The sequence below is a fragment of the Thalassotalea euphylliae genome (genome assembly GCF_003390375.1).
Taxonomy (GTDB): domain Bacteria; phylum Pseudomonadota; class Gammaproteobacteria; order Enterobacterales; family Alteromonadaceae; genus Thalassotalea_F; species Thalassotalea_F euphylliae_A.
This window is the reverse complement of the sequence record NZ_QUOT01000001.1, coordinates 2,410,120-2,436,063: the sequence shown is the minus strand read 5'-3', so window position 1 is coordinate 2,436,063 and position 25,944 is coordinate 2,410,120. Positions and strand designations below refer to the sequence as shown.

The following is a 25,944-nucleotide window of genomic DNA, read 5'->3' as shown; positions in this document are numbered from 1 at the left end:
ATTTAGCTCAGTTCCGTTTTTAGTGCCGCTAGGGTTCGCTCGCTACATCCTTGGTTGGCTTTCACCACTTGATAAGCGTTACTCCCCAACGTTTGCGCTTGTGTGTTGTTTACCAGAAGTTGCCTAACTTGCTGACTTAATTGCAGAGCGAGTTGTTGTTTGTTGTCCTGATGCGCTAGCGTGATAATGCCGTTTTGCTGCACTAACTGTTGATGTACTTCTGCAAAATTAGCCATGTCTGAACCCACAATTGTTGGCTTTTGATAAAGCGCAGGCTCAAGCGGGTTGTGGCCGCCAATCGTTGAAAACGTCCCGCCGATGGTCACGATATTTGCAAGTTGATAAGCTGCTAATAGCTCACCTAACGAGTCCATCAACCAAACTTGCGTTTCTGACATTATGGGCTGAGCATTACTGCGTCGCTGATAGCTAAAGCCTTCTTGGGCAAGTAACTGAGCAACTTTATCAAAGCGCTCTGGGTGACGCGGAACAATCACCAGTAACAGTTCGCTATGTGCTTCACGAGCTTTTCGATAAGCATCTAAAACTAGCTGTTCATCACCTTCATGACTGCTGGCAAGCAGCCATACAGGGCGAGCCTGCGGAAACATTGGGCTTAGTGTTTGGTACTTAACCTTAGTGTCACTGCCTTCACTGATGTCATATTTAAGATTGCCAATGTTATGACAGTGCGCTTGCCTTGCCCCCAAGGCGATTAATCGCTCTTTATTGGCTTCACTTTGTGCTAATACCTGATCGAATTTTGCTAAGCATGGTTTGATAAGCGCTGAAAACTTTTGGTAGCTAGTTACCGATTTATCTGAAATCCGACCGTTGATCAGCAGTAATTTGGTATTTAGTTTATGCGCTTGTGCCACTAAATTGGGCCAAAGCTCGGTTTCCATGACCACTAAAGCTTTGGGTTTGAGCTTGGTTAGAAACATTGTAGTGCACGGCCACACATCGAGCGGGAGGTAGCAATGCTGAACCCGATCACCGAAAATTTTTTGCACTTGTTCTGAGCCTGTCGGCGTAAATGTGGTAACCGTTATGGGTAAATTGGGAAATTCAGCTAAGCACTGATTAATAAAAGGTTTAAGTGCCAAAACTTCACCGACACTTGCGCCATGAATAACAATACCGCCTGAACGAAACTTATTGGGCACTATACCTAGTCGCTCGTGTAGCCTTTGTCTATAAGCTGGCTGGCTTAATGAGCGCAATATTGCCGCGAGCAACACAACAGGTAGTAGGAAAATAAGAAGCAGTCGGTAGGTTAGCAGTGCCAAGGTAATGTCATTATGTCGAAAATTTTCGCTATTATAGCCCCCGTATTTAGAAAAGTAATTGTTGATGGTTTTCCTCTGACATTGGCTTTGCTATCTTATTGAATTACATCAACTACTGCGCGATTAGTGTTCCACTCACCATGAAACTACCTATTATTTTTCCCGCTTTGTGCTCTATTTTATTTTCGTTCGCTTCTAATGTAAGTGCGTTGCAAACTAACTCAAGCACTAGGGCAGCAGGTATTAACATAGAAGGTGATAATGCGAGTGACGCGCTGAACTTGATGGCTGAAGTGAGTATCACCACTAAAGATAAATTTACCTTAAGCGCTGATTATTATGAGGGCTCGCCGCGCAGCGATGGCTTTTTGTTATTGCACGGGTGCCAGTCTGATCGCCAATCGCTAACCCCTATTGCTAAGCTATTGGCTGAGCAAGGTCATCACGTATTATCAATGGATTTGCGCGGCTATGGTAAAAGCACTTCAGAGCAATATTCACATGCCAACATTAAGCGTAATACCAAAGACATCATTAATTACCAGCAACGTATGGCGCAACTGATGGCGTACTGGGAAGAAGACGTACTCGCTGGCTATGAGCATCTCGCGACTAAGCTAGCTAAAGAAAACAATATCTCAATTTTGTCTGTTGGCTGCGCGGCTCGCTATGCTGTTTCAACAGCTGAGCAGTTATACGTTGCGAACATGGCGCTACTCAGCCCAGATATGGACTATGCCACCAAAGAGCGTTACAAAAACTTAAGAGATATCGCGAGTTTCTTTATTAGCTCAGTGCATCATGTACAAAGCTACCAAACGGCCAAAGAGCTGTTTGAATGGAATGGTCACGATCGCTCAACAATGTTGCTCTACAAGGGTAATTATGCGGGCAACCACTTGCTGCGCCGCAATAAGTCATTGGCAATTGATATTGCCCACTGGCTAAGTGAAAGAGCGAAGTAGCACAAGCTACGTATTTAAATCTGAGGCATGGCGCAGCACGCCATTGCCTGCCTTTTGATTTTTTCCCTGCCAATAAAAGTTGTCACCTTGGCTTGGTTTAGCCTCAGTTTATTTCACTGATCGGACTATACCTGCGCCAGTAAATCCGTAGAATACGCCGACATTAAAACGCGGCTTGAAAAATCAAGCTGCTAGGCTAATGCTTAGCTATTACTGGCCAAATTGATACACCCATTAGATTTGGTTGGAAACGCACGGTATTTTAAGACAAAAATAATTAGAGGCACTTATGTCATCGACCTTTTATGCGCATCTACAAGAGCAAATAGATCAAGTTAAAGCCGACGGCTTGTATAAAGCTGAACGCATTATTACAACAGCACAACAAGCTGAAATTGCGGTTACGAGTGGCGAAGAAGTTATTAATTTCTGTGCTAATAATTATTTAGGCTTGGCAAATCACCCTGCGTTAATTGACGCGGCAAAATCGGGCTTAGATGATCATGGTTTTGGTATGGCGTCTGTACGTTTTATCTGTGGTACGCAAGATATTCACAAAACGCTTGAGCAAAAGTTAAGTGACTTCTTAGGCATGGAAGATACCATTTTGTATTCTTCTTGTTTCGATGCTAATGCCGGTCTATTTGAAACCTTATTGGGGCCAGAAGACGCGATTATTTCTGATGCGTTAAATCATGCCTCAATTATCGACGGCGTTCGTTTGTGTAAAGCAAAGCGTTTTCGTTATGCCAATAACGATATGGCAGAGCTAGAAGCAAGATTGCAAGAAGCCGATGAAGCTGGTGCTCGTTTCAAACTGATTGCGACCGATGGTGTGTTCTCAATGGATGGTGTTATTGCTAACTTGAAGGCCGTTTGTGATTTAGCTGATAAATACAACGCTTTAGTGATGGTGGATGATTCACATGCCGTTGGTTTTGTTGGTGACAAAGGTCGAGGCAGTCATGAGTTTTGCGATGTAATGGGCCGTGTCGATATTATTACTGGCACCTTAGGCAAAGCGATGGGCGGCGCTTCCGGCGGTTACACTTCGGGTCGAAAAGAAATTGTTGAATGGCTACGTCAGCGTTCGCGCCCTTATTTATTCTCAAACTCATTAGCACCAGCCATTGTTTCTGCGTCAATTCGCGTGCTGGATTTGTTGGCAGACGGCGATGACTTACGTAAAACCTTACGTGAAAACCAAAGCTACTTCCGCACGCAAATGGAAGCTGCTGGCTTTACCTGTGCTGGCGCAGATCATGCGATTGTGCCTGTGATGATTGGGGATGCGGCATTAGCCAGTAAAATGGCAGATAAGTTATTGGCCGAAGGTATTTACGTGATTGGCTTTTCGTTCCCTGTCGTTCCGAAAGGGCAAGCACGAATTCGCACACAAATTTCAGCAGCACACACTCGTGCACAATTAGACAAGGCGATTGCGGCCTTTACACGCATTGGCCAAGAGCTAGGTGTGATCTCAGCGAGCTAGTGAGGAAAACAGATGAAATCTTTAGCTAAGTTACATGCCAAAGAAGGCATTTGGATGACCGACTCGCCAATGCCTGAGTTAGGTCACAATGATTTATTAATCAAGATTAAGAAAACGGCCATTTGCGGCACCGACATTCATATTTACAACTGGGATGAGTGGTCTCAGAAAACTATTCCGGTTCCTATGGTTGTAGGGCATGAATACGCCGGAGAAGTTGTCGGCATAGGTCAAGAAGTTAAAGGCTTTGCTATTGGCGATAGAGTGTCTGGCGAAGGGCATATTACTTGTGGTCACTGCCGCAATTGTCGTGGTGGTCGTACGCACTTGTGTCGCAATACCGTCGGCGTTGGTGTTGACCGCACTGGCTGCTTTGCAGAGTACCTAGTGATCCCCGCTTACAATGCATTTAAATTGCCGGATGAAATATCTGATGAACTAGCTGCCATTTTTGATCCGTTTGGTAATGCGGTACACACTGCGCTGTCTTTCGATCTTGTTGGTGAAGATGTGCTGATCACAGGAGCAGGGCCAATTGGCATTATGGCCGCTGCAGTGGTAAAACATGTTGGCGCGCGTCATGTGGTGATCACGGATATTAATGAGTACCGTCTTGATTTAGCAAGACAAATGGGCGCTACTCGTGCAGTTGATGTGTCAAAGCAAAAGCTGAGCGATGTCATGGCTGAGTTAGGCATGACAGAAGGCTTTGACGTTGGCTTGGAGATGTCTGGTGTACCTGTTGCATTCCATGACATGCTCGAAAATATGAATAATGGTGGCAAAATTGCCATGCTCGGTATTCCTGGCCAAGATATGGCAATTGACTGGAGCAAGGTGATTTTTAAAGGGTTAACAATCAAAGGTATTTATGGCCGTGAGATGTTCGAAACCTGGTACAAAATGGCTAGCCTGATACAGTCTGGCTTAGATCTAACGCCTATCATTACACATCAATATTCAGTAGATGACTTCCAGCAAGGTTTTGATGTGATGCGCTCTGGTCATTCAGGAAAAGTTATTTTGGACTGGCAATCATAGCACTGCTGTAGCAAAGCTAACGGATGAATCGGCACGTGATACTACGTGCCTTTTTTATTTATGCACTGTTATTTTAGCTCGGATATTTATGCTCAGATTTTCATGCTCAGAGACATGTGCGAAATGGTATAAGGTTATTTATTGAGAATATTCGTATAATAGCGACCAGAAGATACTCTATTTTATGAGTTAAGAGGTTTTAAATATGCAGCAAGCAAGTAACTTTACGCATTTATCGGCCAACCAATTGGCGGAGCAGCTTGGCGAAGATCATTATGTGGTACTTGATATTCGAGATGCGAACACGTTTAACCAAGGGCGTATTCCTGGTGCAATTCATTTAACCAATGAAAACCTAGCCGACTTTATGCGCGAGGCTGACTTTGATAAACCCACAGTCGTTTGTTGTTACCACGGGATTTCTAGCCAACCAGCAGCGGATTTTTTACATAACCAAGACTTTACCGATGTCTATTCGCTTGATGGCGGTTTTGTTCAGTGGCAGCAACTTTACCCAGAACACATTGAAATATAATGGATAGTTTGCCGTTGCAACCGCTTGTTAAAGTAGATCAACAAGCTATTGGCCAATTGTTTGTCGATTATCTCAGAAGCCTAGAAATACCCGCTAAGCTTGTTGAACAAGATCATGCGCATTGGATATGCGTTGCCGCTAATCAAGTTGAGCAAGCGAAGCAACTATTCAATGAGTTTGCCCTGCAGCCGTATCACCCTAAATATCAGCAAGCTGCTCAGCAGCATAATGGGGCTCAGACATCGATGCCTAGCCATGCGTTTTCAGGTGTAAAGCAGCAATTCTTTGCGCAAGCTGGCCCGTTCACTTTGATTGTATTTGGTGCCTGCTGGCTAGTGTATATACTGGCGAATTTAGGCTTAGGGCGAGACCTTTTTTCCAGTTTATCGTTTTACAGTCAGCTTGATGCTCAAAGATTAGTGACTGAGCCATGGCGGCTTATTGGCCCAGCATTTCTGCACTTCTCGTTACTGCATATTGCTTTTAATACGCTGTGGTGGTGGCAATTAGGCGGCGCGATTGAGCGTATTTTTGGTCGTTGGCAAATCGTGAACTTATTTCTGTTATCGGCGATTGCCTCTAATGTCGGCCAATTTATAGTCTCTGGCCCAAATTTTGGTGGCCTATCAGGTGTTGTTTATGCGGTGGTTGGTTTCGCTTGGTTTGCTGGCTGGTTAATGCCAGAGCGTGGTATTGGCTTATCAAAGTCTATAGTTGGCTTTTTACTGATCTGGCTGCTGTTAGGTTTTGTCGATGTGTTACCGATTAATATGGCAAACACAGCACACTTAGTCGGTTTAGTTGTTGGTTGCGCGATGGCTTGGGTGATTGCTAAACAGCAAAAATCAAGCTAGCTAGTTTTAGATGCTGGGATAGTCAGTTCGATTTGAACAGCCCAATTCGGTAGATATAAAAGGTAGCTAGGGTTTAGCTACCTTTTTTTGAATTTATTATGCGCAGAGCCTTTGGTTTGCAAGCTGCTAGTTATCGAGCCACTGGGTAAACATTAATCTTTTAACCAAAGGCTGGCCAGTTTCCTGTGTAAGTAGCTCTTTTACCTTAGCTTCACATTCCCGTTGGATTTGTTGTCTGCCATTAATTGACTTTATTTTTTCTTCCGGTTGCTGGCCAATAATGTTGATTATGGCATCGCGCAGCAGTGGGGCATGGTGCTCAACGGCTTCTAGGTTTCCACTTCCTTCAATCATTAACTCTACTGTTAATCGGACATAGCCGAGCTTTTTCTTGACCGCAACATAGTTAGTTACGATATCTGGCTGGAAGCCATAATAAACGTAATCGGATGCTTTAACTGCTAACGAGGAAGAAGCGAGTAACAACAGCAGGAAGAGTTTTTTCATGTAATTAAAACTTAATCGCAAGGCATTCTTAATATATGTAAATCATTGTAACTTGATGGCAAAAAAAGGGTAGTTCTTGAAGTAAATTTATTCACTTTGTTTTGCAAATTCCCGCCAAAACTGGTGTAAATCGTTATTGCCCTGTTATTATTGCGCCATTGCCAATGATTTCTTTTGTTATGTTCGACTATACACGTCTATTCCCCGTGACCTTAAATGCCAACTGGCTGACCGAGCCACATTTGCCATTATCGCCAGAGCTTAAATCTTGGTTGTATGACGGTGGTTCTTTGACGGCAAGGTTAAAGGAACATTGTCATCAATTTGAAGTGATTGTATTGGGTCAATCAGAGCAACTTTGCAGCGCCCAAGAAGCTTGCAGCCATATTAAAGAAGGTGAATCGGTTATCGTGCGCGAAGTGTTATTGTTATGCGATGGCAAACCACAAGTGTTTGCTCGCAGCTTGATGCCACTTTCCACATTAACAGGAGACGAAGCTTGCTTAGCTGGGCTAGGCAATATGCCGTTAGGGCAGGCTATCTTTAATAGTCCGCATTTACAGCGTGGTGAGTTTTCTGTCGCTAAATTTTCATCACAGAGTAATGTCGCTCAGCTAGCTGAACAACTTGAGTTGACGCCACAGCACGAGCTTTGGGGCCGTCGTTCTATCTTCTTTTTACACGATAAACCGCTAGCCGTCGCGGAAGTATTCCTTCCTCAAGCGTTGGCGTATCAAGCAATGGAGGCAAGTGCATAGCGATGACGACGTTAAGTTGGCAGGCGATTAAGCAGATCACTCGCATCGACAAACCCATCGGTACTTATTTATTGTTGTGGCCGACCTATTGGGCGTTGTGGGTGGCGTCAGACGGCTTACCAGATGGTATCTTGCTGTTGATTTTCACTATGGGTGTGGTGATTATGCGCAGCGCTGGCTGTGTCATTAATGATTTTGCTGATCGTAAAGTCGATGGCAAAGTAAAGCGTACCGAGCAGCGTCCCTTGGTATCGGGTTTAATGACACCTGAGCAGGCGATTATGCTGTTTGGCTTTTTGATTGGTGCGGCAATGGCCCTTGCCATAAACCTTAGTTGGCTCACCATTCAATATGCTGTGGTGGCGCTGGTTTTGGCAACCAGTTACCCGTTTATGAAACGCTATACTCATTTACCGCAAGTGGTGCTTGGTGCAGCATTTAGTTGGGGCATGATAATGGCGTTTGCTGAAATTCAGGGGCATGTACCGACCGTAGCCTGGCTTTTGTTTGCGGCAAACCTATTGTGGACAGTGGCCTACGATACCATGTACGCCATGGTGGATAGGGACGATGACTTGAAAATAGGGGTGAAATCAACGGCTATTTTATTTGGCCGCAACGATATTCGAATTATTGGCTTTTTGCAGTTAATGGTCTTGGCCATTTTGCTAACCGTTGGTGAGATTATGGCGTTTGGTTGGCCATATCAGTTGTCACTAGTGGTGGTTGCTGGGCTATTTTGTTTTCAACAAATTTTGATTAAAGACCGACTGCGAGAGCCTTGTTTTAAAGCGTTTCTAAATAACCACTATGTTGGTTTAGCGGTTTTTGTTGGCTTGGTGATTGAATACTGGGGTTTTTGATCAAAGGTTAGTTAGCTACCAAACGAGATCAAAAAAGGCGCTTAGGCGCCTTTTTGTTACTTATTCTCTTAAGCATTATCTTGCAATACTCTGCAGTACTTCAATATCGACCAAGTTATTGATCAACTCTTTAAGCTGCCTTAACTCGGCGGTATCGCTCAAATAGTTGCTATCACTATTGGTTGCATATCCTTGCTCTTTAAGTACGCTGATAAGTGCGGATTGTGCTTTTTTGTCGATAAATTCCGGCGCGTTAATATTGTTTAACTTAGACAGTCGTTTGGCAATTGTAATGACTTGCTCTTCCAGCGCACTTTTACTGACTGGCGCCAATTGTGTCAGTAGGTTGGCGATAATCGCGAAGCGCTGTAAGGTTTCATCAATGCATTCGCCCATCACTCTCAGCTTAGTTTTTACGGTCGTGTCGTCAATCACTGACCAAAAACCTGCTTTGGTTTGTTTGATCATGTTTTGCTCTTCAAGTGCCTTCAAGACTTGCTCAGTTTGAGTGTTAACCTCATCTTGGCTTTGCCATAAAAATAGTTCAGCTTTGATCAAAGCAAATAGCTGACTGACTTGTTCTAGCATTTCTTGATGACTTGTTTTCGCGTTGCGTTCTAAGACTCGACAGACGAGTGACGGAATAACATAAGCATGCAAGATGTTGTTGCGGTAGTAACGCATCTCTAATGCAGCAGTGCTATTAAACGACAAAATAGTCCCTAAGTTATCTCGCTCAATTGTGACTTTAGCTAGCGATTTAATGTGGCTAATCAGCGCTTCTGCGTCGTCTTCAGGCAATGTCATCGACTCGCTATAGGGCGCTAGCTTCTGCATATCAATAAAGAACTTAAGTTGTTGTGCAAGCTCGCTCTCAGCCATAGCTTTGTTTTCAGTTGCTAGCAGAATAAGTGCTGTTAGTGATACTGAATTGAGCGCGACACTCTTGTTAACAGAAACCATTACGTCGTTGGCAAGAGTATTCACGGTCGGTGTTAACCAACTGGGTTTTTGCGGGTCGATTGGGTCAATCGCATCTCGCCAGTCATCGACATGCTTATTTAGGAACTGATTAATATTAATTGGTTCGCCAAAATTCACATAGCCTTTACCGTAGTTACGTAGACTCTTGATGGCTTTAATGACACCACCAATGGATTCTTTTTGCTTTTTGCTGCCGCTGAGTTCTTTGTGGTATGAGCCAACTTCCATGACATGTTCATAACCTATGTAAACAGGCACTAAAGTCAGTGGTCGGTCAATGCCGCGTAATAAGCTTTGAATGGTCATCGCTAGCATGCCAGTTTTCGGCTGAAGTAAACGACCGGTGCGGCTGCGGCCACCCTCGGTATAGTACTTTACTGCGTAACCTCGCTCGAATAACAAACCCAGATACTCACGGAAAATCGTTGAGTACATGCGATTACCGCGAAAACTGCGGCGGATGAAAAACGCACCTGCTTTTCTGAAAATCGGACCAGCTGGCCAGAAATTTAAGTTAATACCTGCAGCGATACGAGGCGTTACAAGACCCTCATGGAAAATTACGTAGGTCAGTAATAAGTAATCCATGTGGCTGCGATGACATGGCACGTAGATAATTTCGTGTCCGTCTTGAGCGACTTCTCTCAGTTTGCTGGCATTATTTACTTCGATGCCTTGATATAGACGATTCCAAAGCCAAGTTAATATGCGATCGCCAAAGCGAATCATTGAGTCGCGGTAATCCCCAGCGATCTCATCCATCATTTTAAGCGCGTTTTGTTTGGCTTTTTGTTCTGATATTTTTTTACTGGCGGCCTCGTCAGCAATTACACGTTTTACCGCAGGATTTGCAAGCAAAGCGGTAAACATTTGATCGCGATGCATTAGGCGTGGGCCAGTTGCAGCGATAGTTTGGCGATGAAAATGGAAACGAGCTACGCGCAATAACTTGTGGGCAGTTGATTTGTCTGTACCGTGATCGTCAGCCATCGTGCGTAGTGATAACGCTTCGCTAAAACGTACTAGCGTATGACGCCCTAGAAAGAGGACGATAAAAAACTTGCGCAGTGGAGTTGGAGATTCCTGATCTGCGAGCAAAGTGCCGACATTGGCATTGTTTTTCTCTAATGTTGGACGACGCCCCCAAACAAGGTTTGCTGGTATTAACTGCGCGTTAAGGTCGCTGTCTTCGGCATGAAGTTTGAGTAGCCTGATACCTTGGATAAGCGCTTTTGTTTTGCGATGTTTTTTACCAAATAGCAGGGCGGTTGGCTTTTCCAAGCATAAAGTGCGATCGAAAGTTTGCCCTTTGATGGTGACTTGGCTTAATGGGTCAGGTAAACCCATGTGCTTACATGCTTTTTGCAGCGTGAGTAAATCACTGGCTGATTGGTGGCGAATAATATAGAAAATCGGCTGTTTGTCATTCTTTTTGGCCAGTTCAGGTAGGCTGTCTGGAACTATTTTACAGCGAACTAATAATCTGACAGGTAGTGACAGTAAAAAGTAAAAAAGTGAACGTAATGCTAACATGTGATATCGCTCAGATTTATCAGGTCGCTGATTTTAGCATTAATGCTAGGCGTTGTCGCACCTGTAAATGTTGCAACTAGTGTCGTTTAGTCTGGTTTAGTTTCGTCAATATTGGTGGCAACAGAGGCTTCAGCAAGTTGACGATTCTTCTGCTTGAGTAACTTATCAACGTAACGGGCCATTTTTACTTTTTGCTTTATCGATGTTTCTAAAATATCTTCTATTTCGCGCAGTACATCTTTAATGTTTTCGACATTTTCTGAGGAATTGACAATAAGTTGCTCTTTGCTCGTTTGCGGCGCCGCTTCACTTTGTTCAAGACTTAACGAGCCGGTTAATTCAGCGCCCATTTCTTCTGCTACGGCGTTAATCGCGTCGATGTCTATGCTTGGTAATTCCTCTAAGAAACCAAATAGTAGTATACGGTCAGCAAAAATATTGATTTTCCGTGGCACGCCCTGCGTTTTCTCGTGAATTAAGGCGTACGTTTGCTCAGAGAATAACTCCTCTTTGTCGCAGCCCGCCAATTGAAGGCGATGCTTAATATAGTTTTCAACTTCCTCCACGGTGAGCGGACGTAGGTGAGCCGAGGCAATAATTCGCTGGCGAAACTGTTCCATATTGGGCGCTTGGATAATACCTTTAAGCTCTTCTTGGCCGAGTAAGAAGCTTTGAATAAGAGGCTGGTTATCCAGTTGAAAATTTGAAAGCATCCGTAATTCTTCAACCGTTTCTGAGGGTAGATTTTGTGCTTCATCAACTAATAGCAAAGCGCGTTTACCTTGCTCATGTAAGGCAACCAAAAACTGCTCAATTGCTTTGAGCATCTCAGCTTTGCTATTCCCTTGATAGTCAATACGGAACTCGGCGATAACAAGCTCTAACAACTCTTCAGGGTTAAGCTTGGTCGTCACTAACTGGGCTGCAACAATATTGGCTTCCGGCAAATTGCTCATTAAGTTTCGCGCAATGGTAGTTTTCCCGGTGCCAATCGGCCCAGTGATTACAATAAAGCCTTCTTTTTGATCTAGACCATATTGTAAATAAGACAATGCTCGCTGATGATGTTTTGAGGCAAAGAAAAAACGAGGATCTGGACTGAGCTGAAATGGACGCTCAGTAAAGCCGTAGTAACTTTCGTACATAATTAAAAATCTTTTGTTATCGAGAGCGTTGCGCGGTTTTCGTCAAAGTCTCGAATGCTTGTATTAGATGTTCTCACGAGATGTCTGAGGTTAAAGTTTACAGATATAGATTTGCCAAGTGTTCGTGAGTAACTAATATTGTAAGTGCGATAGTAGTCTCGCCTTTCAGAATCTACATCCACATTTCGAGTAAAAAAGTCGATTCGAGAAAACTGGTAAGCTGCGGTTAATTGACTTCTTGAATTCAGCTGTCTACTCGCGGTTAGATTAACAAGTATATTGTCTTGTGCATCTCCAGTATTAAGGTCTTCTCTTTCATTGCCGGAAACTGTTAAAGAAAATGTTGTCCGTTGTAGTGATAAAGTTGAATCCCATGCAAGTCTCTTGTTTAGCGAAAACTGACTATCTTCAACAGGTCTAATATCGAAAATAGGTAACTCGAAAAATAGCTCTGGCTGTGTTTCGTTATTTATGTCTGATAAGCAATTATTGATATCTATCGGTTGATTAACCGGGCAAAACAAGACAGATTCAGTAAAAATCTCAAAGTTATCCCTTTGAAAAGCTTGTATTTGCTCGTTATAGCTGATTGTATTTGTTAGCCTTTTATTTCTGTGGTTAACGTTCAAACCATATGAGTCACCAAAAAAACGTTGGTTATAACTAGCAGCTATTTGGGTACGAGTAGTTGGCTGCCAATTAAACTCAAATGCGATGTAATCTTCGCTTAACTCTTCGTCTTCTGCAGAATTATAAGATAAATCGACAGTCATCAGATTAATCGGCTGCCAGCGCAAACCCGCGCCAAACGACTCTCCTTGATTAAAGTTGCCAGTTGATACACTACCGGTAAAGTCTTCGTCAAAATATCGTATAAATGGATTAAGCTGCCATGATGTAATGACACCAAACCTTGCTTGAATTTGATAGCTTCTGGCAGACTCTCCTCGATTTTTCAGATCTGAGTAACTACTTGAAATATTCCAAAATAGATGCTTTTGGCCAATACCATTTTGAAAGCTTAAGCTGTTGCTGTAACCATAGCTCTCACCGACATTATCACTTGAACGGCTATCATTATATCGACCCCCTATGGATAATAAAAAGTCGTTATTTTGAACTTGATAATTAAGGCCAGCTCCGTAATTTGTTGTTCGTACGGTATCACCGGAGATTAGATCCGAAGCAAAGTTTCCACCTGTGCTGCGTGGTACGTTAGTAATATTGGCTTGCAAATTGAGAGCAGGACCATCGTGCCAAGGTGCAATGTTTATTTGCGACTCTAACGACTCATAGCCCTCATTTGCACTACTATCATGACTAAAAAATAGGTGGGTATAGTTGCCGTTTATACTTGCATCAATAGTCTTGGAAGATATTGTTTGACTTAGGCCAAAGTTTGCTCGTGTAACATAGCTATCTTGTTCTTCAAAAGAGTCAAGCTCGACATTATCTGAAAATATTTCTTCAATATTAATGGTAGGCGTAAAATTTGAGTCAGCACCGTGCACAGAGAAGTGAAATAGCTGGCTTAGTAATACTATCGATATTTTACCTTTTGCGTCCATAGCCATATCCGTAATAGCCATATACATCCTTGCTCGTTTTGATTGTTTTATTAAGTACAAACCCAATTGCAAGATCTTCATCAAGTTGTATGGTCGCCCGCTTTATATCTTCAATTTTGGTTTTCGACTCTTCTGCAACTACTACCGCTTGTCCTACTAGACTAGCAAGTACAGGAGTTTCCGTAACCCCCAGTAGTGGAGGACTATCAAAAATAACAACTCTATCAGGGTAGCGTTGAGATAACTCATTGGCAAGTTTAGCCATACGTTCACTAGCAAGCAGTTCATTAGTCAAATGATGCGCACTGCCAGCAGGCATTATTTTCAAATTTGGTAAGTTGGTTGGATAGATTATGCGAGCGACATCTTCGGTATCGCCACAAAGATAATCGAGCAGTCCTGTATCATTTTCGAACTCTAATTCGCGGTGTAAACTTGGCCTTAAAACATCGGCATCGATAAGCAATACAGTTTTATCTTGTTCGAGTGCGACACTTAACGCTAAATTAATAGAAACAAAGGTCTTTCCCTCATTAGGATTGGCACTGCTAACCATAATCAAGTTACTTTGAAGAAGTGTTTTTGCAGCTGGACCAAATGCATTGTTGAGTAATTTGCGCTTGATATGCCGAAACTCCTCTTGCTGATGATGTGAGTCTCCACCACTGTGTAAAAAGCCGCGTTCTGTAAGTTTGTCATTGTCGATAAAAATGCTGCGCTTTTCTTGTTGAACATCAGGAATTTCAGTTTTGCTAATTAAACCGCTATCAACAGTTAAGTTATCGTCACTTTTGGCTGAGTGCGCTGCAGCTTTTTGCTTAGCCAGTGCTTTTTCAATAGTGCTCATTAACCTAGTATCCCTTTCAATGGCGTTTGCACGAGATCAGGAAACGCAAAATAGCTTATAAACCCAACTAGAAGAATAATTAACGCCAAGTTAGACATCATAAAAAGTATGGTCTTTCTGCGATGCCAATTATGTAACCCCAGACTTTCGTTTGCTGATACTGTGCCGAAAACAGGTATTCCTGTGATACGTGATAATTGTTGTGTTGATGTGATCACAGGGCTGATTTGACTCATTAACAAGGAGATACCCAGTCCAGCGACTATACCAAATATTGTCACACCGACAAAAAACAGCAATCTTGGCGGCCCAGAAGGCTGCAGAGCCGCCCTAGGCGGATCGATTACACGGAACTGAATTTTATCCGTTGTCTCATCAGCCTGCTGAGCCAATTGAGCGGTTTCTTTGCGAGCCAATAATTCTTCGTATTTAGCTTTCGTAATATTGTAACCACGGTTTAGCGCTGTGAGCTCTGCTTCTACTTCTGGCAAAGAATGTATTTTGTTAGCAATTACAGTAACACGCTGTTTGAAATTCTCGACTCGAACGGTTAACGATGCAACCTCATTTTCATATTGATTTGCTTGTATTTTCAACTCTTGATAAACAGGATTCTTATCAACACTTGTAACTGCTTTATTGGTATCTTCTTCGGAAGTTTTAATGGATGAATAATAGGCTTCAATTTCTTTAGTCCTAAGTTGAATAAGCTCATCTAATCTGCGCTGTATCTCTAGAACTTCTGGGTGTTTCTCAGTAAAGCGCAGTAATTTTTCATCCATGCTGCGTTCCAGCTGTTCTATGCGAGAATCGTAAGTAGTAGCGACACTATTATTACTTTTGACTCTACTAGCAAATAAGCCGAATACGGGTTCTTCACCAGCAAGTTGCGCTTTTGCTGAAGCTAATCGAGTTTTGGCTTCTTCCAGTTGAAGTTGTGCTCGTTCTAATTGCTCTTCCTCACTATTTAGCGTGGCATAAAAACCGCCACTATTGCTCATTAGTACATCACCGTACTTTTGTTTAAAATTAGTTAAACGCGTTTCTGCCGCAACTAAGCGATTTTCATAATCTCTAATTTGCGCATTTAGAAATTTTTGTGCTTCATCTGAATCATTGCGGGTCTCACCTAAAGTATTTTCAATAAATACAGTAAGTGCCGCCTGGACTATATTTTTAGCAGCGTCGGCATTTTTATCTTCAATAGACAGCGTAAATATATTTTCTCTGCCAGCATTAGATATTTTTAGGTCCTTTTTTAAATTTTCAATGATTTTATCGTATTCTTCGGTTGTGCTAGCCTGTACATCTAAATCCGTCATACGGGAGATACGCTCTAGGTTTGGTCGGCTTAGTAAAGTCCTGACCATTAGGCGAATTTGGGTATCGGGGTTTGTTTCTACAGTTAATCCACGTAGCAGGGGCCTCAGCAATGATTGTGTGTCGACATAAACACGTGCTGAAGATTCATAAACATTAGGCATCTGAGCAACTAAATACCAGCCGATTGGGCAAATTGCCCAAGTTGCGATAATAATATAACGGCGTTTAATCCATATACCTTTCAGATAGTCGACTATCTGTTCAAGTAATTCTTGCATTCCCGACCTCTTACTAACAGGCTCTTGTCTTATTAATTAAAACCATGTTTCCGGCACGATAATGATATCTCCGGGCAGCATATCAACATTGGCAGAAATATCACCGCTTTTGATAAGGTCATCAATTGCTAGTGGATACTGCTTCTGCACACCGTTTTCTATCCTAACCAGCACAGCATCATTACCATCGGCAAACTCTGTTAAACCTCCAACAGTGATCATAACATCGAGTAGCGTCATGTTCTTTTTGTAATTTATCGCAAGTGGCTGTGCGGCTTCGCCGATAACACGAATTTGCTCGCTAAATGGACCGACAAAGCCACCAACTGTGACGGTAACGATTGGATCTCTTAAGTACGTGCCTAGCACTTCTTCAATATCTCTAGCCAATTCAGTAGGTGTCCTACCTGATACAGGAATATCCTCGACTAGCGATGTTGTAATCATACCGTCTGGGCGAACAATGAAGCTGCCTGAGACTTCAGGGTTGCCATAAACAAAAATATTGACTGAGTCGCCAGCACCAATAAGATATCGATAAGAGTCAATATCGGTTGTTTTTGAAGGGTGCAGTGTTGCTTGAGGTAATTGATCTATAGAGTTACAAGCAACAAGCAAGTTTACGAAAAACAGTGCCGCAATGTTTTTTATAGTGTGGATAATACGTTTTTCCATGGTTAGTACCTTAATACCCGACATTCTAGTGATATTGCAAAATGATTGTATTGCATTTTTTTATTGTGTGCACACTTTTTAACAAATGGGTTACGCTATTTAAAGTGTGTAAATGCATAGTTAACTCTGCTAGAGTTATCAACGCGCCAAAATATGTGTTTTTCTGTTTTTTAAGCGTACTCAAAGGAATAGTATAACTAATATGCCAGTCATTGCATTTCGAGACTTATCCATAAGTAGCAAGTCGTTTGTTTTGCTGGAGCTACTTGTTTTTATGTCTAGTTTATTGGTTGCGATATCAGCGAACCAGTTGATAGGCATAGTCGATTTTACTCTACCACCCAATAATGTATTGTTCATATATGCGTTAGTTTTTGCGTTAACTTCTCAGTTAACTTGCTTAGCACTTGGTTTATATAACTCTAAGTTAAGAGAAAATTTTCGCGGCTTGTTTCGCCGTATACTGCTTGCCATTGCTATCGCATTTTCAATTGTCACATTGGTCAACCCTCTTTACGGTGACTTTGCCTTACCCATTGAATTATTGGCACTATCTTCACTAATCGCATTGGTGCTTATGTTGGTGTTGCGCTATGGCGCTCACCGTGTTGATTTCTTTGGCTTCCATAAAAGGAAAGTGTTGATTATTGGTGCTGGTCAACGGGCATCTATTATTGAAAAACGCATGCGACGAGATGTTGATAGGCAGTCGTTTAAAGTGCATGCCTACGTTCAAATGGAAGGTGACAGCGCAGATGGAATTGAGCGAGAAACTAAAATTCGCCTCGATGGCTCGCTTGTTAGCTATGCGCTTGATAATGAAATTGATGAGATTGTTGTCGCCAGTGATGAAAGGCGTAACAACCTGCCAGTTGATGAACTTTTTGCATGTAAAATTCGTGGTATTGAAGTTACTGAAATACTTGATTTTATCGAGCGAGAAACAGGGCAAATCGCGGTTAATTTAATCTACCCGAGCTGGGTGATTTATTCCAATGGCTTTACCTCAACTAACTATTTGCGCAATACCTTAGATTGGCTCTTTAACGCTGCAATCGCTTTTGTACTGTTATTGATTACATGGCCAGTGATGTTGATCACTGCCATCATTATTAAACTAGATGATGGATTTTCTGCCCCGATATTTTATCGTCAAGAACGTGTAGGTGTAGATGGTCATCCATTCTATATCATCAAGTTTAGAAGCATGCGCGTCGACGCGGAAAAACATGGCGCGCAGTGGGCGTCAAAAAATGACGATAGAACAACGCGTATCGGTAATTTTATTCGCAAATATCGCATTGATGAGCTACCGCAAATTTATAATGTCATGCGCGGTGATATGGGCTTTGTTGGGCCACGACCAGAGCGTCCAGAGTTTGTACAAAACTTGGTCAAATCAATTCCGTATTACAATGAGCGACACAATGTTAAGCCAGGCTTGGCTGGTTGGGCGCAATTAAAATATCCTTACGGTGCAACTGAAGCTGATGCATTGGAAAAACTTAAATACGACCTGTATTACATCAAGCATCGCAGTTTCTTTTTAGATTTGTTGATTCTGATCCGCACGGTAGAAATTGTTGTCTTTGGCAAGGGTAGGTAAGGTCAGATGACTAAACGCACTCACCAAGCCATGACAGTTGATGTGGAAGATTACTTTCACGTGTCTGCGTTTGAGCAAAATATCTCTCGGCAAGACTGGCAAAAGTTACCGCTTAGAGTCGAGCACAACACCTACCGTTTGCTAGAACTGTTTGAACAATACAACGCAAGAGCGACTTTTTTTACCTTAGGATGGGTTGCTGAGCAGTGTCCACAATTGATTAAAGATATTGTTGCGCAAGGTCATGAACTGGCCAGTCATGGTTATGATCATCAGCGTGCTATTATGATGACGCGTGAACAATTTAAGCAAGATGTCGCCAAAAGCAAAGACTTATTAGAACAAGCGAGCGGTGAACAAATCTTGGGATATCGCGCTCCCAGCTTTTCAATTGGTGAGCAAAATGTCTGGGCATATGATGTGTTAGCTGAACTTGGTTTTGAATACAGCTCGAGCACTTATCCTATTGAGCATGACCTTTATGGCGTTCCTCATTGGCCGAGATTTAAGTTCCGACGTGACGAGGGCATAGTCGAGATTCCGGTACCAACAATACGTAAAAACGGCAGTAATATCGGTATTGGTGGTGGCGGCTATTTTAGGCTCTACCCATACTCCTTTTCCAAACGTAGAATTGATAAGTATTTGTCACAAGAATCAGCGCCTTATAGCTTTTATTTCCATCCATGGGAGATCGATCCTGAGCAACCTCGTATAGGGGGAGCTTCATTACGCTCGAAAGTTCGTCACTACATCAACTTGTCAAGAATGGAAGGCAAGATAGTTAAACTGCTTAATGATTATCAATGGTCAACAATGCGGGCCGTTTATTTAGAGGGCTAATCACATGGGGATCATGGATGTGAACAGTAACGCGGTACAAATAGAATCATTAGCGGCAGAACACTTCATTGTGACTGAGCTAACGTCCGAGCATGAATTGTGGGACAACTATGTACATAGCCATACCCAAGGGTCATTTTTTCATTTAAGCAATTGGCAGAAAGTCATTTCATCAGTGTTTGGTCATCGCTGCTATTACTTGATAGCTTGGCATGGTGAGAAAATTGCTGGTGTGCTCCCCTTAGTCCAGGTGAAAAGTCAGCTTTTTGGTCATGCGTTGGTGTCTACACCTTTTTGTGTCTATGGTGGCGTGCTAGCAGACAGCCATGAAGTGCAGCACGCACTGGAGCAAAAAGCGTGCAAGTTAGCTGAACAACTGGCAGTAGATTATTTAGAACTGCGATATCGCCACGCTCAACAAAACAACTTTCTTCTTAAACAAGTACATAGCACTTTTGGCTGTGAAATAGCAGCTTCAGATGAAGCTATTTTGGCGGCGGTAAAAAAGAAGCAAAGAGCGGTTATTCGTCACTCACTTAACAACGAACTAGCAATTGAACACGGCGAAGATGTCGATAACTTCTATCACTTATTATCGACGAGTTACCGCAACTTGGGCACACCCATATTTACGAAAAAATATTTTGCTGCCTTGCTAGAGCACTTCGGCGAAGATATTGATGTTTCGTTAGTTCGAGATAGCAGCGGTCAAGCGTCCAGTGCGGTGATGAACTTTTACTATCAGCAGCAAGTTTTGCCATATTACGGTGGTGGGAATGACGCTGCTAGAGCCCTTAAAAGTGCAGACTTTATGTACTATCAAGTGTTATGTCATGCGCGAGCCAAGGGCTGCAATTATTTTGATTTTGGTCGCAGTAAGAATGACAGTGGGCCTTATAAGTACAAGAAAAACTGGGGAATGACACCAGAGCCTTTGCACTATTACTACTACCTAGTAAAAGCTAAAGAGCTGCCGAACTTGAGCCCCAATAATCCTAAATACCAGTTATTTATTCGTTTGTGGCAAAAACTGCCACTAGTTGTTAGCCAGTGGCTTGGCCCATTGTTATCTAAATATTTGGGATAGCGTTTATGAACAAGCCGCCGCTACTATTTTTGTGTCACCGCATTCCATTCCCACCAAATAAAGGGGATAAAATTCGCTCGTTTAATATTTTGCAAATGTTGAACAAGCATTATGACGTCTATCTCGGCTGCTTTATTGATGATCCTTACGATGAGCAGTATGTTGACGAGCTTAAAAAGCATTGTCACCAGCTATTTTACCGTAATCAGAACAAACTCCTCGCTAAACTTAAAGGCATGACGGCTTTTCTTACTGGCAAACCAATAACCTTGCCATACTACTACGACCAAGAAATGGCGAAGTGGTGTCAAGAGGTCGCTGAAAGGCATGCTATTCAAAAAGTATTTGTTTATTCGTCGTCAATGGCACAATACTGCGAAACAGCGCAATTTAATCAATGCCAACGGGTGATAGACTTTGTTGATGTCGACTCAGACAAATGGCGTCAGTATGCAGAAAATAAGTCAGGGCTAGCAAAATTCATATTCCAGCGTGAGTTTAAAACACTGGCGCGATACGAAGACAAAGTTTGCCAGCAATTTGACGCCTCGCTATTTGTTTCGCCTGATGAAGCAAAGTTATTTAGATCACGTCAGCAGGTTAATGCACAGGCAAAGGTTCAAGGCATATTAAATGGTGTTGATATTGGGTTTTTTAATCCAAGTGCTTCACTTGCGCCGGAAAATAAAGTGCCTGATGGCCCTTTTATCAGTTTTACGGGCGCGATGGATTACTGGGCAAATGTTGATGCCGTGCTTTGGTTTGCAGAAAACGTGTGGCCGATTGTTAAAAAAAATATCCCGTCGCTGAGTTTTGTGATTGCTGGCGGTAATCCAACCAATCAGATTAAATCATTAGCAACACAGCCAGATGTTATTGTCACTGGTCGAGTAGAGGATATACGCCCTTATATAACTCAGGCTGCGTGCATTGTCGCACCGCTGCGCATTGCTCGTGGTATTCAAAACAAGGTGCTTGAAGCCATGTCATTGGATAAACCGTTAGTTTGTACTTCTATGGCAATGGAAGGGATCAATGCTCCGCATCATCAATATTGTCAGGTGCATGATGAACCTGAAGCCTTTGCAAAGGCGGTAATCGAACTGGTGAACTCAGCACAAGTTTCAGCAACTACCGAGCTTGTCACTGAAAATCGAGCATGGATAAAAGAACATTTTACTTGGCAGGCAACCCTAGCGCCGCTTGCTAAGCTTTATCAAATAGAATCTTCAGAGGTTACAAGCCAATGATGGCGATCAACAGTCGACAGTTTATCTTGATGTTTGCTGTCCTGATAGCAGCTTGGATGCTGGTATTTTGGGATGGTATTACGGGCATGGAAGCAATTTGGCGTCGTTCTGACACATTTGCGCATGGTTATTTTATTTTACCGATAGTGATCTGGTTGTTGCATCGCGATCGTGCTTATTTACAATCCGCTAAAGTCCGGTCAACTTGGTTACCTTTGCCACTTTTAGCTGCCAGTAGTTTTGTTTGGCTCTTTGCATACGCAGCTGACATCAATGTGTTGAGCCAGCTGGCTGCCGTGACCGCGCTCATGTTTCTAGTATGGATGTTAATTGGCAATCAGCTGGCATGGCGATACAAGTTTCCATTGGCTTATTTACTTTTTGCTGTACCTATGGGAGAAAACTTGATTCCTAGCCTACAAGACATTACGGCTTGGATAACCGTTTTCTTGCTTAAGGTACATGGCATACCCGTATTTCGAGATGGCTGGTATATCCAAATTCCAACGGGTATGTTCGAAGTGGCTGTGGCTTGTTCTGGTATTCGTTACCTCATTGCTTCTATGGCGGTTGGCACATTATACGCTTACCTAACTTATCGTTCTTTCAAAAAACAGCTACTGTTTATTGTTTTCGCTTTCTTACTACCAATTTTAGCCAATGGCGTGCGTGCATATTTAATTGTCATTATCGCCCATTACTCAGACATGAAGTATGCGACTGGGGCTGATCATTTAGTTTATGGTTGGATATTCTTTGGTTTTGTCATCATGCTGATGTTTTGGGTGGGTGGAAAGTTTGCAGATCCTGAGCCCAAGACGGAGCTATACAGTGATAAGGGGGCTACGAAGGGGCAGCATAATAAGCTATGGGTTAGCGTCTCTGTGTATTTGATAATGATGGCAACTTGGTTTATTGAACATAACATTAGTGTAGTTGAGTTGCCCAAAAGTGCGGATACTGTTATTAAAATGCCTGACTCGAATTGGGGCGTTAGTTTTACGCAACCTATGCAGTCTAGTTATCAGCGTGAAAGCAATGGCACAGAGTTGTTTTTTGCTCGATATGGAAATAAGCAAAGTGAAGGCGAGTTAGTGAGTTTTTCAAATAAGCTCTATGACGCTGAACGCTGGACTGTGATCGACCGAATCACGAAAAATGAAAATGGAAAAGTATACCGATATCTACTGTTAAGAGATGTTCAAGGTCGAGAAAGGGCACTGTTATATTGGTATCAAATTGGTGATAAGCAAGTAGTAAGTCCTGCATTTGCCAAGCTATATCAAGCATTGGCACTGCTTACCGGTCAAGCAAATTTTGCTAGCTTTGTAGCGGCATCTACTCAGGCTACTGAGGCACAAGACACTATGGCAAGCTTGCTTAAAAGTGCTGATTCCATGTTGAATCAAATTGGGCTCAATCAAGTGGGTAATTAATAGATGAGCCAGCCTCAAATTCATATCGCGCATATTGTTTATTCGTTTGCTACCGGCGGCTTAGAGAATGGTGTCGTCAATTTAATAAATCATTTACCGGAAAATGATTATCGTCACTCGATTATTTGTATTTCAAAGCACGAACCGAAATTTTTCAGCCGTATAAAAACGAATAATGTCAGAGTTTATGACCTACACAAAAAGCCAGGTAAGGGCATCGCATGGCTGGTCGCGTGTTGGCGATTATTAAAAAAGATAAAACCTGATATTTGCCACTCAAGAAACCTAAACCCGTTGGAAGCGCAGATAGCAGCTTGGTTTGCCGGTGTCAGTGTTCGCATCCATGGTGAGCATGGCTGGGATGTTAACGACCTAAATGGGGGTAATAAGAAGAATCAGCTTATTAAGAAACTTTTTAAGCTATTCGTACACCGTTATGTCGCTTTGTCAAAAGAAAGCCTATCGTATTTAGAGCATCAGATAAATGTTCCGGCAAATAAGCTTACGCATATTTGCAATGGAGTTGATGTTGAGAAGTTTTCTCACGATACAAAAGGGGATGACTTTGGTTTTTCCACTACCTCAACTCGTAATTTTGTTTTTGGAACAGTTGGTCGGCAAGTAAGAGTTAAAAATCATCAACAACTGTTAGATGCGTTTATAAAACTTAAGCAAAGTGATATTCCAAATGCCCAACTAGCAAAGCTATTGATTGTAGGTGATGGAGTGTTGAAAGATTCCTTAATAGCAGCGGCTCAACAGTCAGAATATTATGAGGATATTTGCTTTACTGGCCACCGCGATGACATTCCTCAAACTATGGCGGCAATGGATGTGTTTGTGCTGCCTTCACTCGCTGAAGGAATTTCCAATACGATATTAGAAGCGATGGCATCAGGCCTACCGGTGATTGCCACAAATGTTGGTGGCAACCCAGATTTAATCATGGCAGAACATCACAATTCTCATCTTGTTGAAGTCAACGATGTAACCGCATTATCTAATTCGATGGCGCAATATCTGATACATCAAGAACGCTTGGAAATAGATAGCATCAAGGTCAGAGAGCATTGCGTTAAACACTTTAGTATTGAGTCTATGGTCACTAAGTATCATGACCTTTACACTTCGTTATACCAACAAAAAGTCTCAGGAAGGGGTAAGACATGTGCGGCATAGCTGGAATTTTTCATGTAACCGAGCAACAAGCAATAGATGCAGATCTTATCGCCTCGATGAATGATAAACAGATCCACCGTGGTCCAGATGCTGGCGATTATTATTTTGAACCAGGGCTAGCATTAGCACACCGCCGCTTGTCGATTATCGACTTGGAAGGCAGCCCACAACCAATGGCAAGTGCATGTGGGAAGGCTGTTATTGTGTTTAATGGTGAAATTTATAACTTCAAAGCCCTTCACACTGAACTCAAGGCGAAAGGCTACCAATTTAATACTGATGGTGATACCGAGACCATTCTAAATGCTTATTTGGAGTGGGGCGAAGATTGTGTTCATCATCTACGCGGTATGTTCGCATTTGCAGTATGGGACAGGCAAAAGCAATCGTTATTTATTGCTCGTGACAGGTTGGGCATCAAACCGTTGTACTTTTCGCTGTTAGATAATGGCCATTTTGTTTTTGGTTCTGAGCTTAAAGTACTCACTCAGCACCCGCGTTTTGATCGTACCTTACGTGATACCACAGTCGAAGATTACTTTACCTTTGGTTATGTACCAGAGCCGCATACCATTTATCAAAACGCCTATAAACTTAGGCCAGGTCATTGTTTTACAATTGTTCGTGGTCAAACCCAATTACCCGAACAACAAGAATACTGGGATATTCCGGTAAACCCCAATGCTGAGCTCTCAGAGCAAGAAATTGCCGAACAGTTAGTAGAGCGATTGAAAGAAGCTGTCGACATTCGGATGGTTGCCGATGTGCCTTTAGGGTCATTTTTATCTGGTGGTGTTGACTCCAGTGCTGTTGTGGCTTTGATGTCTCAGCTGCAAGAAGACCCTGTTAATGCTTGCTCTATTGGTTTTGATATCGCGGAATTTAATGAAACTGACTTTGCAAAGCAGGTCGCACAGCGCTATGACGCGAAACATCATATAGAAATGGTTGATCAAAATGATTTTGATTTGATTGATAAATTGGCGTTTTTATACGACGAACCTTATGCAGACAGTTCAGCAATGCCAACTTATCGGGTCTGTGAATTAGCACGCAAGCATGTCACCGTAGCCCTTTCGGGTGACGGTGCGGATGAGTTATTTGCAGGTTATGGACGTTATCGACTTCATGGGCATGAAGAAAAAGTGCGGGCGATGTTACCGCTATCGATGCGCAAGCCGATCTTTGGCCCGTTAGGGGCTTTATATCCGAAAATGGATTGGGCGCCACGCGTATTAAGAGGGAAAACGACATTTCAGTCCATGGCACTTGATACGGTGCAAGGCTATCACAACTCAATGTCAATTCTGCGTAGAGATGAGCGCATGAAGCTCTTTTCACAAGAATATAAACACAAGCTAGGCAGCTATTCTTCTGTGGCTGTCTTTGATCAGTACCGCGACAAAATCACTGGCTTAGATCCCATTAAACAAGCGCAATATCTGGATATGAAAACTTACCTTGTTGGCGATATTCTCACCAAGGTAGACCGTGCCAGCATGGCGCACTCATTGGAAGTTCGTGTCCCATTTCTCGATCACAAATTTGTTGAATGGGGTTTTAACGCGCCAACGCATTTAAACTTGGTAGCAGGGGTTGGTAAACATACGCTGAAAAAGCAGATGGAACCACATTTGCCTCATGATGTACTGTATCGCAAGAAAATGGGATTTTCTGTGCCACTTGCTAATTGGTTCCGCGGGCCACTCAAAGATCGCCTCTATGATAATTTGTTAAGTGAAGCGATGGGGCAGTCGGGTTATTTTTCTTCAACACAGCTTAAAACATTAATTGATCAGCATGTTAAAGGTGTTCGTGACAATAGTGCTTCGCTGTGGACGCTCATGATGTTTGAGTCGTTTTTACGTCAAAGCAAGGCTGCCTAG

Annotated in this window: 22 protein-coding genes; 14 read left to right on the top strand and 8 right to left on the bottom strand. The window is 42.6% G+C overall.

Going from position 1 to position 25,944, the window contains the following annotated elements; translation table 11 throughout:
- Positions 1-2: 2 nt before the first annotated feature.
- Complete coding sequence (gene waaA / locus DXX94_RS10805) at positions 3-1,289, bottom strand: lipid IV(A) 3-deoxy-D-manno-octulosonic acid transferase (RefSeq protein ID WP_116015801.1); 1,287 nt, start codon at positions 1,287-1,289, stop codon at positions 3-5.
- A 140-nt stretch (positions 1,290-1,429) separates the two neighbouring features.
- Between waaA and DXX94_RS10800 the strand changes: the two genes are divergently transcribed.
- The 5 genes from DXX94_RS10800 (at position 1,430) to glpG (ending at position 6,176) form a co-directional block, all read left to right on the top strand.
- On the top strand, positions 1,430-2,254 hold the full coding sequence (locus DXX94_RS10800; RefSeq protein ID WP_116015799.1) for an alpha/beta hydrolase: 825 nt from the start codon (positions 1,430-1,432) through the stop codon (positions 2,252-2,254).
- Between the two features lie 289 nt (positions 2,255-2,543).
- On the top strand, positions 2,544-3,746 hold the full coding sequence (locus DXX94_RS10795) for a glycine C-acetyltransferase (protein ID WP_116015797.1): 1,203 nt from the start codon (positions 2,544-2,546) through the stop codon (positions 3,744-3,746).
- Between the two features lie 12 nt (positions 3,747-3,758).
- Positions 3,759-4,787, top strand: coding sequence for an L-threonine 3-dehydrogenase (gene tdh, locus DXX94_RS10790; protein ID WP_116015795.1), 1,029 nt, complete (start codon positions 3,759-3,761; stop codon positions 4,785-4,787).
- 205 nt (positions 4,788-4,992) lie between these two features.
- Positions 4,993-5,322 carry a thiosulfate sulfurtransferase GlpE gene (glpE, locus tag DXX94_RS10785; RefSeq protein ID WP_116015793.1) on the top strand — a complete coding sequence of 110 codons (330 nt, stop codon included), beginning with the start codon at positions 4,993-4,995 and terminating at the stop codon, positions 5,320-5,322.
- Positions 5,322-6,176, top strand: a complete 855-nt coding sequence (glpG, locus tag DXX94_RS10780; RefSeq protein ID WP_116015791.1) for a rhomboid family intramembrane serine protease GlpG — start codon at positions 5,322-5,324, stop codon at positions 6,174-6,176. The genes glpE and glpG overlap by 1 nt, the downstream gene beginning before the upstream one ends.
- A gap of 126 nt (positions 6,177-6,302) precedes the next feature.
- On the opposite strand, the gene DXX94_RS10775 is transcribed toward glpG, so the two are convergent.
- Positions 6,303-6,683 carry a flagellar basal body-associated protein FliL gene (locus DXX94_RS10775; protein WP_115998641.1) on the bottom strand — a complete coding sequence of 127 codons (381 nt, stop codon included), beginning with the start codon at positions 6,681-6,683 and terminating at the stop codon, positions 6,303-6,305.
- 164 nt (positions 6,684-6,847) lie between these two features.
- Between DXX94_RS10775 and DXX94_RS10770 the strand changes: the two genes are divergently transcribed.
- Both DXX94_RS10770 and ubiA read left to right on the top strand, forming a co-directional pair.
- Positions 6,848-7,441, top strand: a complete 594-nt coding sequence (locus DXX94_RS10770) for a chorismate--pyruvate lyase family protein (protein ID WP_116018457.1) — start codon at positions 6,848-6,850, stop codon at positions 7,439-7,441.
- A 2-nt stretch (positions 7,442-7,443) separates the two neighbouring features.
- A complete protein-coding gene (gene ubiA, locus DXX94_RS10765; RefSeq protein ID WP_116015789.1) occupies positions 7,444-8,304 on the top strand; it encodes a 4-hydroxybenzoate octaprenyltransferase in 861 nt (286 codons plus the stop codon).
- A gap of 75 nt (positions 8,305-8,379) precedes the next feature.
- Here ubiA and plsB read toward each other — a convergent pair whose 3' ends face one another.
- The 6 genes from plsB to DXX94_RS10735 all read right to left on the bottom strand — a co-directional run bounded on the left by plsB (position 8,380) and on the right by DXX94_RS10735 (position 16,657).
- Positions 8,380-10,821 (bottom strand): glycerol-3-phosphate 1-O-acyltransferase PlsB, encoded by a 2,442-nt coding sequence (gene plsB / locus DXX94_RS10760; protein ID WP_116015787.1) that lies wholly within the window; start codon positions 10,819-10,821, stop codon positions 8,380-8,382.
- Positions 10,822-10,907: 86 nt separating this feature from the next.
- The gene (locus DXX94_RS10755; RefSeq protein ID WP_116015785.1) at positions 10,908-11,966 is read right to left on the bottom strand and encodes an XrtA/PEP-CTERM system-associated ATPase; all 1,059 of its coding nucleotides are present in this window, start codon (positions 11,964-11,966) and stop codon (positions 10,908-10,910) included.
- Between the two features lie 2 nt (positions 11,967-11,968).
- Complete coding sequence (locus DXX94_RS10750; protein WP_181901538.1) at positions 11,969-13,555, bottom strand: TIGR03016 family PEP-CTERM system-associated outer membrane protein; 1,587 nt, start codon at positions 13,553-13,555, stop codon at positions 11,969-11,971.
- Positions 13,518-14,381: an XrtA-associated tyrosine autokinase gene (locus DXX94_RS10745; RefSeq protein ID WP_116015781.1), complete on the bottom strand. Its 864-nt coding sequence runs from the start codon at positions 14,379-14,381 to the stop codon at positions 13,518-13,520. Before DXX94_RS10745 ends, DXX94_RS10750 begins: the two co-directional genes overlap by 38 nt.
- The gene (locus DXX94_RS10740) at positions 14,381-15,982 is read right to left on the bottom strand and encodes an XrtA system polysaccharide chain length determinant (RefSeq protein WP_116015779.1); all 1,602 of its coding nucleotides are present in this window, start codon (positions 15,980-15,982) and stop codon (positions 14,381-14,383) included. The genes DXX94_RS10745 and DXX94_RS10740 overlap by 1 nt, the downstream gene beginning before the upstream one ends.
- A 36-nt stretch (positions 15,983-16,018) precedes the next feature.
- Positions 16,019-16,657 (bottom strand): XrtA/PEP-CTERM system exopolysaccharide export protein, encoded by a 639-nt coding sequence (locus DXX94_RS10735; protein WP_116015777.1) that lies wholly within the window; start codon positions 16,655-16,657, stop codon positions 16,019-16,021.
- 202 nt (positions 16,658-16,859) lie between these two features.
- Between DXX94_RS10735 and DXX94_RS10730 the strand changes: the two genes are divergently transcribed.
- From DXX94_RS10730 to DXX94_RS10700, 7 genes are read left to right on the top strand one after another with little or no spacing between them, the layout of a single operon-like run.
- Entirely contained in the window at positions 16,860-18,263 is a 1,404-nt protein-coding gene (locus tag DXX94_RS10730) for a TIGR03013 family XrtA/PEP-CTERM system glycosyltransferase (protein ID WP_116015775.1), read from the top strand.
- 6 nt (positions 18,264-18,269) lie between these two features.
- Positions 18,270-19,106, top strand: a complete 837-nt coding sequence (locus tag DXX94_RS10725) for an XrtA system polysaccharide deacetylase (protein WP_116015773.1) — start codon at positions 18,270-18,272, stop codon at positions 19,104-19,106.
- A gap of 4 nt (positions 19,107-19,110) precedes the next feature.
- On the top strand, positions 19,111-20,193 hold the full coding sequence (locus DXX94_RS10720) for a FemAB family XrtA/PEP-CTERM system-associated protein (RefSeq protein WP_258872150.1): 1,083 nt from the start codon (positions 19,111-19,113) through the stop codon (positions 20,191-20,193).
- Positions 20,194-20,198: 5 nt separating this feature from the next.
- The gene (locus DXX94_RS10715) at positions 20,199-21,443 is read left to right on the top strand and encodes a TIGR03087 family PEP-CTERM/XrtA system glycosyltransferase (protein ID WP_116015769.1); all 1,245 of its coding nucleotides are present in this window, start codon (positions 20,199-20,201) and stop codon (positions 21,441-21,443) included.
- On the top strand, positions 21,440-22,879 hold the full coding sequence (gene xrtA, locus DXX94_RS10710; protein WP_116015767.1) for an exosortase A: 1,440 nt from the start codon (positions 21,440-21,442) through the stop codon (positions 22,877-22,879). Before DXX94_RS10715 ends, xrtA begins: the two co-directional genes overlap by 4 nt.
- 3 nt (positions 22,880-22,882) lie before the next feature.
- Positions 22,883-24,058 carry a TIGR03088 family PEP-CTERM/XrtA system glycosyltransferase gene (locus tag DXX94_RS10705; RefSeq protein WP_116015765.1) on the top strand — a complete coding sequence of 392 codons (1,176 nt, stop codon included), beginning with the start codon at positions 22,883-22,885 and terminating at the stop codon, positions 24,056-24,058.
- A complete protein-coding gene (locus DXX94_RS10700; RefSeq protein ID WP_116015763.1) occupies positions 24,046-25,944 on the top strand; it encodes an XrtA/PEP-CTERM system amidotransferase in 1,899 nt (632 codons plus the stop codon). The genes DXX94_RS10705 and DXX94_RS10700 overlap by 13 nt, the downstream gene beginning before the upstream one ends.

What these genes read in the sequence shown, in the direction of transcription:
- DXX94_RS10800 (WP_116015799.1), top strand. Translation starts at nt 1,430, where the DNA reads ATGAAACTACCTATTATTTTTCCCGCTTTGTGCTCTATTTTATTTTCG.
- DXX94_RS10795 (WP_116015797.1), top strand. Translation starts at nt 2,544, where the DNA reads ATGTCATCGACCTTTTATGCGCATCTACAAGAGCAAATAGATCAAGTT.
- tdh (WP_116015795.1), top strand. Translation starts at nt 3,759, where the DNA reads ATGAAATCTTTAGCTAAGTTACATGCCAAAGAAGGCATTTGGATGACC.
- glpE (WP_116015793.1), top strand. Translation starts at nt 4,993, where the DNA reads ATGCAGCAAGCAAGTAACTTTACGCATTTATCGGCCAACCAATTGGCG.
- glpG (WP_116015791.1), top strand. Translation starts at nt 5,322, where the DNA reads ATGGATAGTTTGCCGTTGCAACCGCTTGTTAAAGTAGATCAACAAGCT.
- DXX94_RS10775 (WP_115998641.1), bottom strand. Translation starts at nt 6,683, where the DNA reads ATGAAAAAACTCTTCCTGCTGTTGTTACTCGCTTCTTCCTCGTTAGCA.
- DXX94_RS10770 (WP_116018457.1), top strand. Translation starts at nt 6,848, where the DNA reads ATGATTTCTTTTGTTATGTTCGACTATACACGTCTATTCCCCGTGACC.
- ubiA (WP_116015789.1), top strand. Translation starts at nt 7,444, where the DNA reads ATGACGACGTTAAGTTGGCAGGCGATTAAGCAGATCACTCGCATCGAC.
- plsB (WP_116015787.1), bottom strand. Translation starts at nt 10,821, where the DNA reads ATGTTAGCATTACGTTCACTTTTTTACTTTTTACTGTCACTACCTGTC.
- DXX94_RS10755 (WP_116015785.1), bottom strand. Translation starts at nt 11,966, where the DNA reads ATGTACGAAAGTTACTACGGCTTTACTGAGCGTCCATTTCAGCTCAGT.
- DXX94_RS10750 (WP_181901538.1), bottom strand. Translation starts at nt 13,555, where the DNA reads ATGGCTATTACGGATATGGCTATGGACGCAAAAGGTAAAATATCGATA.
- DXX94_RS10745 (WP_116015781.1), bottom strand. Translation starts at nt 14,381, where the DNA reads ATGAGCACTATTGAAAAAGCACTGGCTAAGCAAAAAGCTGCAGCGCAC.
- DXX94_RS10740 (WP_116015779.1), bottom strand. Translation starts at nt 15,982, where the DNA reads ATGCAAGAATTACTTGAACAGATAGTCGACTATCTGAAAGGTATATGG.
- DXX94_RS10735 (WP_116015777.1), bottom strand. Translation starts at nt 16,657, where the DNA reads ATGGAAAAACGTATTATCCACACTATAAAAAACATTGCGGCACTGTTT.
- DXX94_RS10730 (WP_116015775.1), top strand. Translation starts at nt 16,860, where the DNA reads ATGCCAGTCATTGCATTTCGAGACTTATCCATAAGTAGCAAGTCGTTT.
- DXX94_RS10725 (WP_116015773.1), top strand. Translation starts at nt 18,270, where the DNA reads ATGACTAAACGCACTCACCAAGCCATGACAGTTGATGTGGAAGATTAC.
- DXX94_RS10720 (WP_258872150.1), top strand. Translation starts at nt 19,111, where the DNA reads ATGGGGATCATGGATGTGAACAGTAACGCGGTACAAATAGAATCATTA.
- DXX94_RS10715 (WP_116015769.1), top strand. Translation starts at nt 20,199, where the DNA reads ATGAACAAGCCGCCGCTACTATTTTTGTGTCACCGCATTCCATTCCCA.
- xrtA (WP_116015767.1), top strand. Translation starts at nt 21,440, where the DNA reads ATGATGGCGATCAACAGTCGACAGTTTATCTTGATGTTTGCTGTCCTG.
- DXX94_RS10705 (WP_116015765.1), top strand. Translation starts at nt 22,883, where the DNA reads ATGAGCCAGCCTCAAATTCATATCGCGCATATTGTTTATTCGTTTGCT.
- DXX94_RS10700 (WP_116015763.1), top strand. Translation starts at nt 24,046, where the DNA reads ATGTGCGGCATAGCTGGAATTTTTCATGTAACCGAGCAACAAGCAATA.